This window comes from Rhodanobacter sp. IGA1.0 (assembly GCF_040208325.1).
GTDB lineage: Bacteria > Pseudomonadota > Gammaproteobacteria > Xanthomonadales > Rhodanobacteraceae > Rhodanobacter > Rhodanobacter spathiphylli.
On record NZ_CP157948.1, the window covers coordinates 2,591,043 to 2,610,985 of the forward strand.

At 66.0% G+C, this 19,943-nt stretch carries 6 protein-coding genes; all 6 read right to left on the bottom strand.

What is annotated here, in order from left to right:
• Positions 1-2 precede the first annotated feature (2 nt).
• On the bottom strand, positions 3-10,466 hold the full coding sequence (locus ABNK63_RS11860) for a filamentous hemagglutinin N-terminal domain-containing protein (RefSeq protein ID WP_350015739.1): 10,464 nt from the start codon (positions 10,464-10,466) through the stop codon (positions 3-5).
• Between the two features lie 123 nt (positions 10,467-10,589).
• Entirely contained in the window at positions 10,590-12,179 is a 1,590-nt protein-coding gene (locus ABNK63_RS11865) for a ShlB/FhaC/HecB family hemolysin secretion/activation protein (RefSeq protein ID WP_350015740.1), read from the bottom strand.
• A gap of 604 nt (positions 12,180-12,783) precedes the next feature.
• Positions 12,784-13,140, bottom strand: coding sequence for a hypothetical protein (locus ABNK63_RS11870; protein WP_350015741.1), 357 nt, complete (start codon positions 13,138-13,140; stop codon positions 12,784-12,786).
• Positions 13,137-17,567 carry a bifunctional serine/threonine-protein kinase/formylglycine-generating enzyme family protein gene (locus tag ABNK63_RS11875; protein WP_350015742.1) on the bottom strand — a complete coding sequence of 1,477 codons (4,431 nt, stop codon included), beginning with the start codon at positions 17,565-17,567 and terminating at the stop codon, positions 13,137-13,139. Before ABNK63_RS11875 ends, ABNK63_RS11870 begins: the two co-directional genes overlap by 4 nt.
• 16 nt (positions 17,568-17,583) lie before the next feature.
• Positions 17,584-18,303, bottom strand: coding sequence for a PP2C family serine/threonine-protein phosphatase (locus tag ABNK63_RS11880; RefSeq protein WP_040673223.1), 720 nt, complete (start codon positions 18,301-18,303; stop codon positions 17,584-17,586).
• Entirely contained in the window at positions 18,300-19,943 is a 1,644-nt protein-coding gene (tagF, locus tag ABNK63_RS11885; protein WP_350015743.1) for a type VI secretion system-associated protein TagF, read from the bottom strand. Before tagF ends, ABNK63_RS11880 begins: the two co-directional genes overlap by 4 nt.

Here is a 19,943-nt window from a genome sequence, read left to right on the forward strand (position 1 = left end):
GCTCATCGGCGACCATTCATCATGAAGCCCACCATCCCCACCGTGTCGCCTTCCTGGCAATCCTGCTGGTCCGGCTGATCCGGATCGCACCCGCTCTGCTGATCGGCCGGCAAGCGCACGCCGGACGGCACGATGCCGTAGGAACGATAGTTCGCCGTGATCACACTCGGGTCGATGTAGGAGTCACCGTGGTTGCCGTTCTGCGCACTGCCTGCACCGGTCGCGGTCGGAACGTTGATCGCGAAACCACCACCCAGCGGCAGCAGGTTGTTGCTGCTGTCGATCGCATAGAAATAGGCGGGCGGGAAACCGACATTCGCAATCTGCTGCAAACCGCTGCCGATCACGTAGATGGGCGCCGAGGCCTTGCCCATCCGTCCGGTTGAGCCCCAGATGCCCGTGCTGTTGTAGAGCGGCGTGGTGCCCAGCTGGAACAAGTCGCCATTGGTCACCGACAGATAGGTGACCGCGTTGCCGGCGTTGACCGTGAACGTGCTGCCATCGACCGACGCCAGAGTCAGGGTCTTGTTGTTGGTCATGCTGAAACCACCCGGCGACGAGAAGTTGCCAAGCGTGTCGACCATGTTGTTGATGCGACCGGAGGCACTGCCCAGCGTGGTGGCGCCTGCCGCGCTTCCGCTCAGGGTGCCGGCCGTGATCAGGCCACCGGAGCCTTCGTTGATCGCGCCGGCGGACTTCAGCGTGGTCTTCGTGCCGCTGATCGACCCGTTGATGGACAGTCCACCGGCGGTCGTGGTCAGGGCCAGGGCGGAACCGCCGTTGACCGCGCCATTGACCGTCAGCGCCTGCGCATTGCTCAGCGCGAAGTTCGCTGCGCTGAAGCTGCCCAGGGTACCGATGTGGTTGGCGCCGGTGAGGGTCGTCGCGCCGACCGACTGGCCGCTCAGGGTACCGGCCGTGATGCTGCCGCCGGCACCTTCGCTGATGGCACCGGCCGACTTCAGCGTCGTCGTGGTGCCGCTGACGGCACCGTTGATGATCAGGTCACCCGCGGTGGTCGTGAGTGTCACGGCCGGACCGCCATCGAGTGGCCCGACCACCGTCAGCGTCTGCGCATTGGTCAGACTGAAGTCTGCCGTGAAGCTGCCCAGCGTGTTGATGTGGTTGCTGCCGTCCAGTGTGGTATTGCCGGTCGACTGACCCGTCAGCAGATTGGCAGTGATGCTGCCTGCCGCCCCCTCGGTAATCGCGCCGGCGGAGTTGAGCGTGGTGGTGGTGCCGCTGACCGCACCGTTGATCGCCAGATCGCCGGCGGTCGTGGTCAACGTGGTACTGGCGCCGCCCTGGAGCGGACCACTCACGGTCAGCGAACGCGCATTGGTCAGGCTGAAGGCCGTCGCGCTGAAATCGCCAAGCGTGGCGACCTTGTTGGCCTGATTCAGCATGGTGCTGCCGGTCGAACTGCCGGTCAGCGTGCCGGCGGTGAGGATGCCGCCGCCCTGGCTGATATTGCCGCTGGAGCCCAGGTTCACCGTCGTGCCCGTGACGTTGTTGCCCAATGCCAGATCGCCGGCCGAGGTCAGCGAAACGTCATCACCCGTCAAGGCCGTATTCACGCTCAGCGCTCCGCTGGTCGTGGTCAGGCTGATGTCGCCGGTACCACCCGCGGTGGTCAGCGGGCCAGCCACACTCAGCGCTTGCGCATTGGTGAGAGCGAAATTGGCGGCACTGAAGCTCCCGAGCGTGCCGACGTGGTTGGCCTGGTTCAGCACGGTGTTGCCGACCGAACTGCCATTCAAGGTGGTCGCGGTGATGCCGCCACCGCTGCCTTCGGTGATGTCCGCGGCCGAGTTGAGCGTGGTCGTGGTGCCGCTCACCGCGCCGTTGATGGCCAGGTTGCCGGCCGTGGTTGCCAAGGTCGTGCTGGTGCCGCCGCTGACGGGACCGGTGACGGTCAACGCTTGGGCGTTGGTCAGTGCGAAGCCAGCCGCGGTGAAGCTGCCCAGCGTGCCGATGTGGTTGCTGCCGTTGAGCGTCGTTGCTCCAACGGATTGGCCGGCCAGCATGGTGGCCGTGATGACACCGCCTGCGCCTTGGCTGATCGCGCCCGCGGAGGTGAGTGTCGTCGTCGCGCCATTGACCGCCGCGTTGATCGCCAGGTTGCCGGCGGTGGTGGTCAGCGCCGTACTGGCGCCGCCGTTCAGGGTGCCGGCGATGGTCAGTGACTGGGCGTTGGTGAGGGCGAAACCCGCGGCACTGAAGTTGCCCAGGCTGGTGACGTGATTGCTGCCGTTGAGCGTGGCAGCCCCCGCCGACTGGCCCGTGAGCGTCGCGGCGGTGATGTTGCCGCCGGCTCCTTCGCTGATTGTTCCGGCCGATTTCAGGGTGGTGGTGGTGCCGCTCAACGCACCGTTGATGGCCAGGTTCCCGGCGGTCGTGGTCAACGCCATGCTGGCGCCGCCATCGACTGTCCCGGTCACGGCAAGCGACTGCGCGTTGGTCAGCGCAAAGCCGGCGGCAGTGAAGCTGCCCAGGGTGCCGACATGGTTGACCCCGGCGAGGCTGGTTGCACCTGCCGAATGACCGGTCAGCGTGGTGGCGGTGATGCTGCCTGCCGGTCCTTCATTGATCGTGCCGGACGAGTTCAGACTCACTGCCGTGCCGTTGAGCATGCCGCCCACGGTCAGGTTGCCCGAATTCACCGTCAACGCACCCGTGCTCACCGTTCCCAGCGTCAAGGCGTTGATGTCGCTGATCTGCGTGGCGCCACCGGCGAGATTCACCGTGCCACCGAAGTCATTGCTGCCGCCAGCGAGGGTAATCGCGCTGGTGCCGGCATTGATCGTGGTGGTACCCGCCACGGCCAGCGCAGCGCCCGTCTGCGATACCGCTCCGCTGCTGGTGATGAGCAGGTCGCCACCCACCGTGGTCGCACCCAGCGTCGTGCTGGTTCCGGCTCCGGTCGTGGTAATCGTCAGCGTGCCGGCCGCATTGCCGCTGACGCCAAGATTGCTGCTCGCCGTCACCGCTGCGATGCCCGACGTGGTACCGCCAACCCCTGTCGTACCCGCACCGGACAGGTTCACATTGACCGGCGTGGTGTATCCCGAGTAGTCCAGGCTGCCGTTGCTTCCAGCGTCGAGATTCCCCGAGATATCCCCGTCGGCACCCGAGTGCATGAAGAAATGGCCGGTACCGGTGTCGATCAGGTTGCCGATGCCGGAGAAGGTTCCGGCCAGACTGGTCACCGTACCCTGATTGTGGCCGGTGAGACTCCAGTTCTGGTTGGACGCGGACAGCGTGCCGGTGCCGGCATCGGCGATGTTCTCGAACGAGGTCCAGGCCAGCGCGCCGCCGTTGCCGGCGTTTGCGCCGGTCAGGGTGTAGGTCTGGTTGCTGCCGCTGATCGTGTCCGAGGCCGAGCCGCCCTTGGCCGTGGTGATGCCGCTCCAGCCGCCGGTCCCGGTGGCCGTGCCGCCCAGGCCCACGTTCACCGCCGTGGTGTACGCACTGTAATCCAGCGTGCCTGCACTGCCGGCCGTCAGCATGCCGCTGACGCTCGCACCGTTGGCAAACACGAAGTTGCCCGCTGCGCTGTCGCTCAGGTTCTCGAACGAGACCCAGCTCATCGTGCCGTTGTTGCCCGCGTTCGCCCCGGTCAGGTGATACGTCTGGCTGCTGCCGCTGATCGTGTCCGACGCCGAACCGCCCTTCACCGTGCTGATGCCGCTCCAGCCACTGGTGCCGGTCGCCGTACCACCCAGGCCCACGCTCACCGCCGTGGTGTACGCGCTGTAATCCAGCGTGCCTGCACCACCGCCCGCCAGCGTGCCGCTGACGCTCGCGCCATTGGCAAACACGAAGTTGCCTGCCGTGCTGTCACTCAGGTTCTCGAACGACGTCCAGTTCAGCAAGCCGCTGCCGCCAGCGTTCGCGCCCGTCAGGTTGTAGGTCTGGCTGCTGCCATGCACCGTGTCGTTGTGACCGCTGCCGGTCACCGACGTCACGCCGCTCCAGGTGCCGCCAATGCCGGTCGTCGCGCCGCTGCCGTTGGACAGGTCCAGCGACACCGCCGTGCCGTAGCTGGCGTAGTTCAGCGTCTGCGCCGCGACGTTGCCCGCAAGGCTGCCGGCCGTACCGAAGTTCACCGTGCCGGTCGCGTCGCTGATGTTCTGGAAGCCGCCCCAGTTGTAGCCGTTGCTGCTGCCCTGGTTGGCCACCGTATTGTCCAGCGCATAGGTCTGGCTCGTACCGGTCACCGTGTTGCTTTGCGCCGCGTTCGCATTGACCGTGGTGTAACCGCTGAAGCTGCCACTGGCACCCGAGATCGCGCCGGTGTCCACGTTCAGCGTCAGATCCTGCAGGTAGTTGCCGAAGTCCAGCGTCTGCACCGCGATGGTGCCGGTGACCCCGCCGTTGGTGCCGAAGTTGACCGTGCCGGTGGCGTCGCTGATGTTCTCGAACGAGCTCCAGCCCACCAGGCCACTGCTGCCCTGGTTGGCAACGGTGTTGTCCAGCTGGTAGGTCTGGCCCGAACCCGTGATCGTGTCGCTGTTGCCACTGCCTGTCACCGTGGTGACGCCTGTCCACGTGCCGCCCATGCCGCTCGTCGCGCCGGCGCCATTGCCCAGGTCGAACGTCACCGCCGTGCCGTAGTTGGTGTAATTCAGCGTCTGCGCGGTGATGTTGCCCGTGACGCTGCCGCTGGTACCGAAGTTCACCGTGCCGCTGGCCGCGTTGAGGTTGCCGATGCCACTGAAGCCACCCGGCAGCAGGGTCGTGACCGTGCCGGTGTTGCTTCCGCTCAGGTTGTAGACCTGCGCGCCCGCGGTCGCGATCGTGCCGGTGCCGGCATCGGCGATGTTCTCGAACGAGGTCCAGGCCAGCGCGCCGCCGTTGCCGGCGTTTGCGCCGGTCAGGGTGTAGGTCTGGTTGCTGCCGCTGATCGTGTCCGCGGCCGAGCCGCCCTTGGCCGTGGTGATGCCGCTCCAGCCGCCGGTCCCGGTGGCCGTGCCGCCCAGGCCCACGTTCACCGCCGTGGTGTACGCACTGTAATCCAGCGTGCCTGCGCTGCCGGCCGTCAGCATGCCGCTGACGCCCGCACCGTTCGCAAACACGAAGTTGCCCGCTGCGCTGTCGCTCAGGTTCTCGAACGAGACCCAGCTCATCGTGCCGTTGTTGCCCGCGTTCGCCCCGGTCAGGTGATACGTCTGGCTGCTGCCGCTGATCGTGTCCGACGCCGAACCGCCCTTCACCGTGCTGATGCCGCTCCAGCCACTGGTGCCGGTCGCCGTACCACCCAGGCCCACGCTCACCGCCGTGGTGTACGCGCTGTAATCCAGCGTGCCTGCACCACCGCCCGCCAGCGTGCCGCTGACGCTCGCGCCATTGGCAAACACGAAGTTGCCTGCCGTGCTGTCACTCAGGTTCTCGAACGACGTCCAGTTCAGCAAGCCGCTGCCGCCAGCGTTCGCGCCCGTCAGGTTGTAGGTCTGGCTGCTGCCATGCACCGTGTCGTTGTGACCGCTGCCGGTCACCGACGTCACGCCGCTCCAGGTGCCGCCAATGCCGGTCGTCGCGCCGCTGCCGTTGGACAGGTCCAGCGACACCGCCGTGCCGTAGCTGGCGTAGTTCAGCGTCTGCGCCGCGACGTTGCCCGCAAGGCTGCCGGCCGTACCGAAGTTCACCGTGCCGGTCGCGTCGCTGATGTTCTGGAAGCCGCCCCAGTTGTAGCCGTTGCTGCTGCCCTGGTTGGCCACCGTATTGTCCAGCGCATAGGTCTGGCTCGTACCGGTCACCGTGTTGCTTTGCGCCGCGTTCGCATTGACCGTGGTGTAACCGCTGAAGCTGCCACTGGCACCCGAGATCGCGCCGGTGTCCACGTTCAGCGTCAGATCCTGCAGGTAGTTGCCGAAGTCCAGCGTCTGCACCGCGATGGTGCCGGTGACCCCGCCGTTGGTGCCGAAGTTGACCGTGCCGGTGGCGTCGCTGATGTTCTCGAACGAGCTCCAGCCCACCAGGCCACTGCTGCCCTGGTTGGCAACGGTGTTGTCCAGCTGGTAGGTCTGGCCCGAACCCGTGATCGTGTCCGAGGCCGAGCCGCCCTTGGCCGTGGTGATGCCGCTCCAGCCGCCGGTGCCGGTGGCCGTGCCGCCCAGGCCCACGTTCACCGCCGTCGTGTACGCGCTGTAATCCAGCGTGCCTGCGCTGCCGGCCGTCAGCATGCCGCTGACGCCCGCACCGTTCGCAAACACGAAGTTGCCCGCTGCGCTGTCGGTCAGGTTCTCGAACGAGGTCCAGCTCAACACGCCATTGTTGCCGGCGTTCGCGCCGGTCAGGTGATACGTCTGGCTGCTGCCGCTGATCGTGTCCGACGCCGAACCGCCCTTCACCGTGCTGATGCCGCTCCAGCCACTGGTGCCGGTCGCCGTACCACCCAGGCCCACGCTCACCGCCGTGGTGTACGCGCTGTAATCCAGCGTGCCTGCACCACCGCCCGCCAGCGTGCCGCTGACGCTCGCGCCATTGGCAAACACGAAGTTGCCTGCCGTGCTGTCACTCAGGTTCTCGAACGACGTCCAGTTCAGCAAGCCGCTGCCGCCAGCGTTCGCGCCCGTCAGGTTGTAGGTCTGGCTGCTGCCATGCACCGTGTCGTTGTGACCGCTGCCGGTCACCGACGTCACGCCGCTCCAGGTGCCGCCAATGCCGGTCGTCGCGCCGCTGCCGTTGGACAGGTCCAGCGACACCGCCGTGCCGTAGCTGGCGTAGTTCAGCGTCTGCGCCGCGACGTTGCCCGCAAGGCTGCCGGCCGTACCGAAGTTCACCGTGCCGGTCGCGTCGCTGATGTTCTGGAAGCCGCCCCAGTTGTAGCCGTTGCTGCTGCCCTGGTTGGCCACCGTATTGTCCAGCGCATAGGTCTGGCTCGTACCGGTCACCGTGTTGCTTTGCGCCGCGTTCGCATTGACCGTGGTGTAACCGCTGAAGCTGCCACTGGCACCCGAGATCGCGCCGGTGTCCACGTTCAGCGTCAGATCCTGCAGGTAGTTGCCGAAGTCCAGCGTCTGCACCGCGATGGTGCCGGTGACCCCGCCGTTGGTGCCGAAGTTGACCGTGCCGGTGGCGTCGCTGATGTTCTCGAACGAGCTCCAGCCCACCAGGCCACTGCTGCCCTGGTTGGCAACGGTGTTGTCCAGCTGGTAGGTCTGGCCCGAACCCGTGATCGTGTCGCTGTTGCCACTGCCTGTCACCGTGGTGACGCCTGTCCACGTGCCGCCCATGCCGCTCGTCGCGCCGGCGCCATTGCCCAGGTCGAACGTCACCGCCGTGCCGTAGTTGGTGTAATTCAGCGTCTGCGCGGTGATGTTGCCCGTGACGCTGCCGCTGGTACCGAAGTTCACCGTGCCGCTGGCGTCGGCGATGTTGCCGAACGATGTCCAGTTCACACCGTTGCTGCTGCCTTTGTCCGCGACGGCATTGTCCAGCAGGTAGGTCTGGCCCGAACCCGTGATCGTGGCCCCAGAGCCGTTGCCGGTTATCGTGGTCAGACCGAAAGCACTGTAATCCAGGCCCGAGTCGCTCGAGGTCTTCGTACCGACGTCGAAAGCCCCGGTCACGTCGGTGACGTCGCCACCGGTGCCCGACACCGCGCCGAACCCGGTATAGGTTATGCCGCTTGCCGACGATGCCCCGGCGTGATCGTCGAAGCTGCCGGCGACGTTCGCAATGGTACCGGTACCCGCCACGTTGGTGGCATTGGCGAAGGTCATGCCCAGGCTGGTTCCGGCGTTGTCGTCGAACCCCGAAGCTCCCGTAACCGTCGTGGTGTCGGCGCTTGTGAAACCGTTGAAGGTGACGCCGCCGGTGCTGCCCGCCGTGTTGCCGGTCAGGTTGAACGCGGCACTGCCCAGGCCGGTGATCGAACCGGTGCCGGTGATGCTTCCCGTCCCTGTTGGCGCAGCGCCGGAAAATGCAGCGTTGCCCAAGCCTGCAAGCGTGCCGTCGACCGTGATGGTGGTTGCCGCGGTCGCCGACAAATCGCCATTGATCGTGCCGGTGCCCAGGTCCAGCGCACCGCTGTTGCTGACGACGGTCAGTGCGCCCGTGTTCAAGGTACCCAGAACCAGATCGCCGCTGTTCGTGACCTGAGTGGCTCCACCGGTGAGACTCACCGCACCGGTGAATGCATTGAGGTTGTTCAGCGTGATCGTCCCGCTGCCGGCGTTGAAGGCCGAGGTGCCGGCTACGCTGAAGATGCCCGACGTCTGCGAGATGTTGCCTGTGGTGGTGGTCACCGACAAGGAACCGTTGACGGTGACATCGCCCGCACTGAACGTGCCGCTGTTCGTGGTCAGACCGGTCAGCGCCACCCCGCCGCCCACCGCATCGCCGAAGGTTGCCGCGCCACTCGTGCTCTGCACTCCCAGTGTGTGCGCACCGTCGACCGTCGACGCGAAGTCGATCGAGCCGCCCGTGCTCATCAGTAGCGTATTGGCACCCAGTGTCACCGCGCCGCTGTACGTCTGATCGCCACTCGTGCTCACACCCGTGGCGTTGAGCGCCGTCGTACCGCTGACCGAAAGCGTAGTCAGGCCGGAAAACGCGCTGCCAAGCACGGCATTGCCCGTAACGGTCAGGCCGTTGCCCGATCCGGTTACACCGCCGAGCAGTTTTACCGTCGTACCCGCAAGGGTGTCACTGTTGCCCAGGGTCACGCTGTCGTTGTAGGTCTGCGCGGCGGTGGTGTGAACGTCGCCACCCAGCATCGTAGTGCCCGCCGCGTCCGTGGTCAGACTTGTCAGGGCGTTCGCCGCACCGACCGCCCCACCAAACGTCGTCTGGCCGCCCGTATTCACCGAGAGGGTGTGCCCACCGTCCACCGTCGAGATGAAATTGATGGTGCCGCTGCCGCTGCTGGCAAGCGTCACGTTGGCGCCAAGGACCACCGGGCCGTTGTAGGTCTGGTTGCCACCCGTGGTGATGTTCTTGCCGATCTTGATGGCGCCGCCCGCCACGGCCGCATCTGCTCCGTTGGCGGTTGCCGAATTCAGAACCAGTGCCGATGTCCCGGTGCCGGTGAGCACGGCATTGATGTTGACATCCTTGGCGGCGGTGAGAGTAAGCGTGTTTGCGCCCCAGCTCACCGTATCATTCACGTTGATGTTGCCGCTGCCGCCGCCGCTGCCACTGCTGGACAGGATCGTGACGTTGCCGCTGCCCAGATTGGTGCCTAGCGTGGCACCCGTGATGTCGCCGCCGCTGGCGGCAATCTTGAAGTCCTTCGGGTCGATCAGCCAGTCGCCATTCGTACCGTTGGCGGCCAACGTGTTGACGCGGGCGCTGTCGGCGATGCTGACGTGCGCAGCCGAAGTTTCGATGGCGCCACCGTTGCCGCCCAGGGTGCCACCGCGGGCGCTCAGGCTGCCTGCGATGGTGCTGGACTGGTCGCCCCATACGACCACGGAGCCGCCGTTGCCGGATTGCGTGGCGTCGGCATTCAATGTGGCGCTGGCGCCGAGCGTGCTGTTGGCAGCCCTGAGCAATCCTTCACCACCTTGCTGACCTCCGCCGATGCGGATGCTGCCGCCGCCCAAGGTACCGGAGGCGTCAACGCTGCCGCTGACGTTGACATCCTGATCGGACAGCAACTGGGCGCTGCCGCCGTGCACGCCGGACACCGTGATGTTGCCGCTGTTCTCGACGTTGCCGCCGTTGCCGACCAGACGCACCACGCCGCCATCGGTGCTGATGCCGCTGGCATCGATCACGCCGGCGTTGTTGACCAGGTTGGTGAACAGGTCTTTGGTGGCCGAAGCCTGCAGCACCACGGTGCCGTCTTCGGCGCGCAAGGTACCCTTGTTGGTGACCGCGGCTTCCTTCGCGTCCAGGCGTTCCTTCAGTTCACCGGTGATCTGGATGTTGATCAGGCCATTGCCATCGAAGTCCAGCGTGGCATGGTCCGCACCGTCGAGGTTGATCTTGCCGTAGTTGGCGAAGATCACGCCGTCGTTGAGGACGCTGCCGCCCACCAGACTGACGGAACCGCCGCTCGCGGCCTGGATCAGGCCGTGGTTGACGATGCCAGCCCCCGCACCCGCCACGTTGAGGTTATAGCGCCCCGCGAGAAAGTCGTTCGGGGTGAGGTCCAGCGTACTGGCGAGCAGGCCGCCGACATTCATCTGCGCGGTGGCGCCGAAGATGATGCCGTGCGTGTTGATCAGGAAGATCTGGCCGTTTGAATTGATCTTGCCGAAGATCTGGCTGGGATTCTGGTCGAGGATGCGATTCAGGGCCACCGCCGACCGACCGGGCTGATTGAACAGCACCGTTTCGTTGGCTGCCAGATTGAAGGTCTCCCAGTTCAGCGCCAGCTTCTGCGACACCTGGTTGATGACGGTGCTGTTGCCACTTTGGGCGATGGAACCCGAGCCACCCACCACCACGCCACCGGTCGGTCCTCCGGCGAGTGCCTCGCCACTGAACACGATCGACCCCAGGGCCAGGCCCACGCAGAGACTGATGGGCCAGGTCCGCCTCAAGGGCAGTGCCGTTCCGGAAGTCCGATCTGCATGGACGCGCGCCGTCGTGCGCATCGTGCGCTGCTTTGTGCTCTTGCTCATGGTCGTCATCCGTCAGAACGTGAAGCTGAACCGGGAGTAGATGTGGTAGCCCTTGTGGTCAGACGCATCCTGCGAACCCAGGGGCACGGCACCGTTGAGGTGAAACTCGAAATTGTGGAATCGTGGCAGGCGGAAAATCAGACCTGCGCCCACGCCACTCAAGGTGGCCGTGTCGGGCGTGATCTCGCGGTTGGCACCCGCGGAAAAACCCTTGGCGTAGTCGACGAACACCTGGAACTCCAGCAGTTCGCGCCATGGCCTTCCGTAGAAAGGCGACACCTTGTCGCCGAAACCCGGGGCGTCGACGTGATACTCCAGCGAGGTGTAGTAGCCACGGTCGCGCAAGGCATCGGCAATCGGGTAGGCGCGGGTGCTGTCGGGGCCGCCCAGGGCGAACTGCTCAAGCGGGATCAGGGCATCGTTGGTGTACTGGCCCACCAGTTTCAGATAGAGCCGCTGCGACTTGGTGAGGAACTGCATGCGCGTGTACGACAGCTTCGTCACCAGGAAGCTGCGCGAGTGCTGCGGACTGACCAGGTCGGGAACGAGCGAATCGTCACTGATGGACTTGCGCAAGCCGACCTGAAGGATGTCGACACCGTTGAAGCGACGGTCGGTGTGCAGCAAACCGTAGGTCAGTTCCCCCACGGTGAATTTCTCGTCCGACAGGTGGAATCCCAGACTGTCCAGCTTGGACTCTTCCCGGATCACATGCAGCGTGCTCAGCGCCTGCATGTCGTCGCGATTGATGAACTTCCAGTCCATGCCGCCGTAATAGAGGGAACTGGGACCCTTCACGTCCAGCGCCGCGAACGAACCGGTATTGATCTGCAACTCGTTGCGGGAGGCGCCGACCACGGCTGACAAACCGGGCACCCAGGGCGCCGGCGCGCGATACGTGGTCGCGCCGTAGATGTTGTCGCTGGGATCCAGCGCATAGTCGACGTTGAGGTTGAATACGTCGCCGATGCCCAGCGGATTGGCCCATTCGATGCCGGCCTGTGCACGGTAGCGGCCGGTGAGCTCGGTGCCGTAATTGTTGGCACCCAGCATGAACTTGACCGGACGCTTCGCTTCGGTGGCGATCATTACCAGATCGGTATCGCCCGTGTTCTCGCCGGGCTGGAATGTCGATGCCACGGTGACACCGGGGAGATCGCGCGCGTAGAGCAAGGCGGTATCCACATCGCTCTTCTGCAGCGGCTTGCCGCGGAGTTCCTGCGCCGAAGCAGAGATCACGCTGGGCCGGTAGCGCTTGGTGCCCTTGACGATGATCTTGCCGATCTTTCCTTCCAGCACCTGGATCTGCACGATCTTGTCCGGCCCCACCGTCTGCGCCGGCAGGAACGCGTTGGAGACGATGAAGCCGGCACTGCGATAACGCTCGACGATCTTGTTGGCGACCGCCTGCATGTCGTCGAAGCTGAGCTCCACCGGAGTGCCGGCCTTGGCCGCCAGTTCCTGGTACTGCGCATCGGCCAGAGCCTGGATGCTGGCCGGCGTCACTCCGACATCGGAATGGTCGGCCACGCCCGTCACGTGGAAACCCTGCACGGCAATCTTCTGATCGGCGGCGGCATCACGATCACGGACTGGCGGCACCACGTTGTCCGCCTGGACCTGCGCCGGCGGAGTCTGTGGAGAGCTGCCGGCAGGCGCCGCCGTGCCGGAAGCCTGGTCAGCTGATCCGCCGCCAGCATCCTGTGCCTGAACGTTTCCGCCCGTAAGTGCAAACGCCAACGCTGCCGCGAAGCAAACAATGCGCACGATACATTCCCCTTGGCCGCATCTAATCGATCCATTGACGGTGTGCCCCGATGATCGGTGCCCACCAGCTGCGAACTTCCCAAGCCCCCGGCATTCAGGCAATTGCTGCCTGCTGGCTCGTCTTACCTCTATCAGGATACACCTTTGCCCTTCCAAAGGAAGAGCCGTTCGGCATCGAAAAAGATGCCCACGAGCATGCCCGGCAAGTTCTGACAGGGCATGTCGGAAAAGGACTGCTTTACAGATACGCGACAATCAAGAATCACTGGAAAAGCAGGGTTTTCAGTATTCCCGCGCGGTGTTGCCGGCAGGCAAATTCCGCTGGATTTCACGAGCAGCGAGGGCCGCCCGGGCTCGCTTCGACTTGAACGAAGAATGTGCCGCACGGTTGCCTGTCATGGATGGAGTCGCAACCTGAAACGACTGCCATGGCAGGCAATCAATGACGCAGAACCAGCCAGCCAGCCACGACCACGAGAATGGCAGCGGCAGTCAGGACCAGCAGCACCTTCCTGGAAAACGTCGGCCGCATCGAAACCAGCGAGGCAAGTGCCCGTCCGGCGTCAGCAGCAGAATCATTGGCGCTCGCCGCAGCCGGATCGCCGCTACGCGGTGCCCTGACGCTTCCCGGCGGCACCAGCGCCTTGCGCGCGGTGACCACGCCACCACCGTCCGACAAGGGTTGCAGTACGCGACGACGGCGGTTGCGATATTCCGCGCGGGAAATCCGGCCCAGCCGGTGGGCATCATCCAGTGCACGCAAATCGCGGTTGATGGCAGCTTCGCGTTCGGTCATTTCAGCTCCCTCAGTATCCGGAAACCCACGTCCCGTTGCGGCGATCCGCCATCAGCACGGCTGGAATCGACGCTGCAATCCGACCAGTAGCTGCTGTAACTGCCGCCACGTACCATCACGCTGCCGCCGCTCACCACCCACTCCCACACGTTGCCGGTCGAATTGACCAGGCCCCAGGGATTGCGTGAACGACCACGCGGGGAAACCGCAGCGCCACCGCCATCGCCGCCGCCGGCCGAGGGAAGGATGCAGTTGCTGTCCTCGGCCTGCTTCCAGCCACCGCCGCCTTTCGCCGCGTGCAGCCATTCCGCGTCGGTCGGCAGCCGATAGGTGAATCCGCCGCTGAGGTCACTGAGCCAGCGCGCATAGGCACGCGCCTGATCCAGGCTGATGTTGCTTATCGGCGCGTTGCCAAGATCCTTGTCGGCCACCGACACCGCGGCGCACTTGCCGCTGGAGCGGCAGAACTGGTTGAACTCGTTGATCGAGATTTCCGCACGCGAGATGGCGTACGCCTTGCCACCGTTCACGCCGGGCACAACCACCAGCAATGGCCCGCGCCCGCCATTGATGGCATCCGAACAGAACTTGCCCTTGCCCGCCAATCCCGGCTTCGCGCAGGGATCGGGACCACCCGCCGCAGCCACGCCTCCGCTGGGCGCGGGTTGCACGACCGGGGTGGTGCCGGTCTTTCCGGTCGTCACGGGCGGCCGCCCCGGCGTCGGCACCGGCGCCTCGGTCACCGGCGTCGATACCGGGGCAGTGACCTGCGGGGCGGGCGCCGCCACAGCAGCGCGCTTCAGCTTGTCGAGCTGCTCGGCGAGCGACCGGGCCGTCAGCTGGCCCCGCGCCTTCATGCTCGTTTCCAGCTTGCCCAGTTCGGTGGCGTCGTTCCTGCGCACGCTGTCCAGTTGCTTCTGCAACTGCGCGTACTCCGCACTGCCCAGTGGCTGCTTCGAGGCGGCCATGATGGCGGCGACCACATCGTAGCGGGCCTTTGCCGCGCGCAAGCCGGCGTTGTTGCCGAGGGTCCCCAGGCCCTGCCCGAGCACGTCGGACGCGCGCTGGTAACGCCCCTTCTGGAATGCATCTTCGGCCTGGCCCAGATAGGCATCGGCCAGCAGCTTCGGTCCCTCGGTCTTGAGGAAGGGATTGTCCGGCTGCAGGGTCCTGATCCGTGCCAGCGACTGGCTTGCCTTGCTGACGTCGCCGGCGGCCACCGCGCTCTTCATCGATTCGATACGCGACTTCACTTCGGCATCGGCGCCTTCCTGCGCGGCCTTCGCCTGCAACTGCTGCTGCAGCGCATCCAGTGCCGCGCCCTGCGCGATCAGCTCGGCCGATTTCGGCACGTACTTGAGGCCGAAGTCGACCGCAATCCTTGCCTGGGGCAGATGCTGGGGATCAGCCAGGCGCGCGGCTTCGGCCGCGATGGCCGCACCCAGCGCGTTGACCGCGCGTTCGGTTTCGGGAGACTTGTCGGCGCCGAGCGTGGCCATTGCGGTGGCCACGTCACGCTGCCAGTCAGGTGTCAGCGTCGGCTTGGCACCCAGGCTGGCCAGCGTGGTGCGCGCGTCGGCAAGTGCCTGAGCCTGCTGCTGCAAGGTCTTCTGCTGCGCCGCCGAACGGGAAGCGGCCACGTCGGCCAGTACCCTGGCGAAGCCGGCTTCCGCGGGATCGATCTGCTGGCCGGCCTGGCCGACCCGCTCGGCCGCATCCAGGTTGCCACCGGCGATCTGGTCGCGCGCCAGCTTGATCAGGCCGGCATCGGCCTGCGCCTTCACTGCCGCGTAGTCCGGAGAATCCGCGCCGATCTGGGTGCGCGCGGTATTCAGGGCGCTCCTGACGTCCTGCAGCCAGACCACCGTGGCCTGGGGATTGGCGAGCAGGTCGGTTACCCGGCTCTTCGCCAACGCGGTGCGTTGCGCTTCGCTGGCAGCCTTCTGCGCCAGCTGGTTCTGCTGTTCCAGCAGGGCCTGTCGCGTCGCCGTGAGGCTGGCGTCGCCCGGGAACAGGTCGATGCCGAAGCCGGCAATGCTGATGGCGCCCGGCAGGTCGCCGGCACCCTGCCGTTCTTTCGCCTGGGCGGCCAGGACGTCTTTCAGGCGGGCCGTCTGCGCCGCCAGTCGCGGATCGTCTCCCAGCAGGCTGGCCGCATCGTGATAGGCCGTGGCTGCCTTGGCGCGCCAGTCATCGGCGCTGACTGGCTGGTCCAGCAAGGCGGTCAGCGTCTGCAGGCCCTGCTCCCGCTGCTGTTGCAGCGCCTGCGCCTTCTGCTCCTGCAGTCGTTGGGCCGCCAGCGCCTTGCCGATTTCGTCGAGCTGCGCGCTGCGCTGCTTCAGTCTCGCCGAATCGGGGAACAGGCTGCTCGCCAGCTTGAGTTCGACGGTTGCCTCGTCGACACGCCCTGCGTCGATCGACTTGCCGATGGCGGTGTCGTACTTCAGCTCCAGCTCGGCATTTTTCAACAGGGCACTGTTCGGATCGATCGCGCGGATGCGAGTCAGCGTGGTGACGACGTTGTCCGGCTGGTTCTCGAAGATCGCGTCGGCGCCGATCTGGTCGGTCAGTTTGGTGTCGAGCGAGTTGAGCAGGTCGTTGCGCTGCTTCTCCACCTCGGTGCGCTTGATGTCCAGCGCTGGCGAGTAGAGCTTGAGGTCGTCGCGCAGCTTGAACACCTTCTGGGTGCCGGCATAGTCGTAACGATCCCTGGCGGGATTCCAGTAGGCGTCGATGCGGCCGAGCAGGTAGCTCTGGATCAATTCGCCCTGATCGATGATCGTACGCTTGCGATCGTCGTCGTTCAGGGTGTCGAGGGCCTGCAGGGCCTGACCCTCATCCGCGTAGTGGTCGGCGCGCGTCATGGTGAAGCGGGCGATCACTTCGGCCAGATGATGATTGCGCTGGTAGGTCGTCCATGCCCAGGCGCCGCCGGCAATGACCAGAATGGCCGGCACGCCGTACAGCAGATACGGCAGTGCGCGTTCACGCGCGCCCACGTCGCGCAGGCCTTCGATCAGCTCGTTGGCGCTCTTCAGGCGCTGCGCCTTGGTGAAGGCGACGCTGGCACAGAGCGTCTTGTACTGGTGCTTGGTCAGCCCCTTCACCGGTGGCGGCTTGCGGCCTTCCTTCATCGCCACTTCGGCGCTGGCCTTGTCGTACGGATGCTTGCCGGTGAGCAGTTCGAACGTCACGCAACCCAGTGCGTAGACATCATCGCTGGGAACCGGGTCCTCACCCCGGATCATCTCCAGGCTGGCGTAGGCCGGGGTGAGCGCGCCCAGCGTACCGGCGTCGAATACGGTCTGTTCGCCGACGGCATCGCCCATGTGCTTGCCGGCGCGGGCAATGCCGAAGTCGAATACCTTCGGCACGCCTTCGCGGGTGACCATGACGTTGGCCGGCTTGAAGTCCGAATGGACCACGCCGGCCGAGTGGGCGCGCGTGAGCGCCCGCGCCATGCCTTCGATCAGCGGCCGGGCTTGCGCCAGCGGCATGCCGTTGTAGGCCTTCTCGCGAATCAGCTGCTTGAGATCGGAGCCGTCGACGTACTCCATCGTCATGAAGACGATGGTGCGATCCTTGTCGAAATCGTAGACGCGCACGATGTTGTCGTGCGCCAGCTGTTGCGAGCGGCGCGACTCGCGCTGCAACGAGATCAGCGAGTCGGGATGGCGGCGAAATTCGTCGTTCAGGATCTTGACGGCGACGTAGGGGTCGCGGTCACGGGCTTCCACCTTGCGCTCGTCGCGGGCCTTGAACACCACGCCCATGCCGCCGCGGCCGATCTCCTTCTCGAGGTAGAAACGTCCCTTGAGCAGCGAGCCGACGGTGACGAAGTCAGGCGCATCGCCTTCGGCGATATGGTTCCAGCTGGAACTGCTCATGCTGGAACTCGTGCCGGTCATCCCCTGACGGGTGCCCTGCGTGCCGGTCGCCCCGACGGTCTGACCTTCAGTCGGTTCGCGTGGCGCAGCCGAGGCCGGTTTCACCATGGTGGCTTCATCGTCCGCCGCCGGTGGCCGGACCGGACGCGAGGCCGGCTTGACCACGGTGACATCATCCGGCGGCGGAGCTGGCGGACGGGAAGCGGGTTGCACCCGGGTCGCGTCGTCACTGCCGACTCCGCTCGGCGGAGCGGCCGGAGCGCTCGGCGCGGGGCGCTGCGTGGCGGGCTTTACCTGGGTAACGTCATCGTCCTGCGACGCGCCTGCCGGGGAAGCCTGCACGGATGCCAGCTTGGCCAACAGGGCCTTGGCCACCATCGGATCGAGCGCACCGGCGTCACGCTGCTGTTCGAGCCATTCCTGTTCGGCATGGTGTTGCGCCTCGGACACGGCCCCGCGCGCACCGAGTGCGTCGAACAGGGCGGCGAGCTTGAGCTTGTCGGCCTGGTAAGCGGAGACCAGTTCGGCTATGGAATTCATGAGTGGGGGTTTTTCTTCATTCTTGGATGCGAACGACGACGGCCGAGATGTTGTCCCTTCCGGCGCGACTCATCGCCAGGTCGAACAGGCTGGCGACGAGATCCTGCGGTTGCGGGTGGCGACGGCATTCGTCGTCAAGTTCGGCATCGGACATTTCCTTGTTGATGCCGTCAGAACAAAGCACGAAGCCCATGCCGGGCCGATTGCCCGCCACGACCCAGTCGACGAACAGGCGTTCCTCCGCGCCCACTGCGCGCGTGAGCACGCCGGAGCCTGCCTGCGCTGGCGTCGCAGGGGCGCCAAAATGGGTGACATCATCGTCGCCGCCATGCACGTGATCGCGGGTGATCTGACGCAGCTGGCCGTCCTCGAAACAGTAGACGCGGCTGTCCCCCACCCATCCGCACAGCATGTAGTCGCCGTCATGCACCAGCACCACGACGGTGGAGCCGATCAGGTCGACCCCTCGCGCGGCGGCGGTCTGCAACAGTTCGGCATTGACCTGGGAGAGCGTGTCCTCGATCGCTTCGATGAAATCCAGGGCGCTGCCGGAACGGGGCAAGGCGCCGAGGCGTTCGACGATCATCGAGCTGGCGTAGTCGCCTGCCGAATGGCCGCCCAGTCCGTCGGCGACAACCCACAGGCCGACTTCGTCGCGCACGAGAATGGAGTCTTCGTTGTGCTTGCGCACCTTTCCGGTCACCGTGCGTCCGGCCGAAACATAGCGGGTCATCATGCACCAACCTCGATGATCGTCAGCGGCCACCTTGCCGCATCCACGCCCAGTCCCGCGGCATTCGCCAGCCGCGGGCGTGCTTCGTCGACAGGCAGCGCGAGATGGCTGGCCACGACGTCCGGTGACAGGTTCAACAGGGGCTCGCCCGCCATCAGCAACAGGCGATCACCCGCAACGAGCTCGCAGCGGACTTCTCCGCAAAGGGGCTGCTCGGACGCGCCCAGCCCGGGAACACCGGGTACCACGCTGCTGAACAGCAGATCGTCGAACTCGCCGTCGTCCGCGCCACCGGGCAGAGGGTCGTCGGCCTGCGCGAACAGCGGCTGCACGCGTCCATGGCGCCAGTGCCAGGCGCCTGCGGCGCCAATTCGCAGCAAGCCGGCCTGCCCCGCCACCACGTGAGCGGCAATCACCGCGCAGTCCTCCAGTACCGGATCGATCAGGTCCTCGCTGGCCCGGCGCAACGGCGGGTTGAGCATCAGCAACTGTCTGCGCAGCGAATGCATGCCGCCGATCAGGTCGCTGCACGACATCGTGCGGATGATCCCGGACACTTCGCCGACGGCACGCTGGCGAGAATCGGCCGTGCCGACCTCGGCCGACAGCACAGTCAGTCCGCAGTCCGTTCGTTCCACCACGGTGACGGCCGCGACAACCTCACCTTCCCCGGCTGAGGTTACCTGGGCCGCCACCGGGGCAACGGACGGGAGCGGCGGCACCGAGGTCGCCGCTTCGGACGTCCCGACGAGGTCGGCCAGCAGATCCGGATCATCGGGCAGCCATGCGCTGGAAGGTGTCGGCGGTGGTGACGGCATGGCCGACACCGGGATGGCCGGCGCCGCCGCCATCAGGTCGTCGAGCAGGCTGTCCGCGCGTCCCGACACCGCTGCCACGCGCGGCACCGATCGTTCGAAAGTCATCGGCGATTGCCACGCCGCGGCGCCATGTTGTGCGTCCAGGAAGGTCACGTAGGCGGATGCCGCCGGCAATCCGCGGGTGGCCAGCACACACGCCGGAACACGTTCGCTGCCTGCCGTCCACCACAGGCACCAGGGACCCGGGACGGCGGCCAGACGCTCCCACACTTCTCCCAGGAACGGCTCCGGCGAGGAGGCCCCGCCGAGGGGCAGGCGCCAGTGTGCCGCGCGATTCCAGTCGACGTCGCGCAGCGACGTGGGGGCCGGCGACGACGCCCGCGCCAGCGGATCACCCAGGGCTGCCACCTGCTCGTCGAACGCCTCCACGCTGATGCGGGCGTCGCACTGCGCCATCGCATGCACCTGCTCGGCCGCGTCTGACCAGGCTTTCGCCTCGGTCAGCGCGCGGGTGCCTGAGGCGATGTCCACGCCGAGCGGAGCGGCGATGACCATCGGGAAGCAGCGCCCCACCCGATCCACGCCCGGCCCCATGATCCCGAACCAGGCGGAATCACCGCACACCCCCGGGGCGAAGAGAAAGCGCCACACCGGACTGGCGTGGTAGGCGTCGTGCCAGCCGCTGCCCAGTTCGGCACGGCTGGCCGCCACCGCCTCCTCGAAGTGCCTGTCCCAGACATCGACGAAAGCCGATGGCAGCCGGCGCTGCACGAAGTCTCCCGCGCAAGGCAGCTTTCCGAAAAAGCCCGCGGCGGAAGTCGGCAT

Bases quoted from the DNA above. Each gene is read 5' to 3' on its own strand.
- ABNK63_RS11870 (WP_350015741.1), bottom strand. From the start codon at position 13,140: ATGACCGAACGCGAAGCTGCCATCAACCGCGATTTGCGTGCACTGGAT.
- ABNK63_RS11880 (WP_040673223.1), bottom strand. From the start codon at position 18,303: ATGATGACCCGCTATGTTTCGGCCGGACGCACGGTGACCGGAAAGGTG.
- tagF (WP_350015743.1), bottom strand. From the start codon at position 19,943: ATGCCGACTTCCGCCGCGGGCTTTTTCGGAAAGCTGCCTTGCGCGGGA.
- ABNK63_RS11875 (WP_350015742.1), bottom strand. From the start codon at position 17,567: ATGAATTCCATAGCCGAACTGGTCTCCGCTTACCAGGCCGACAAGCTC.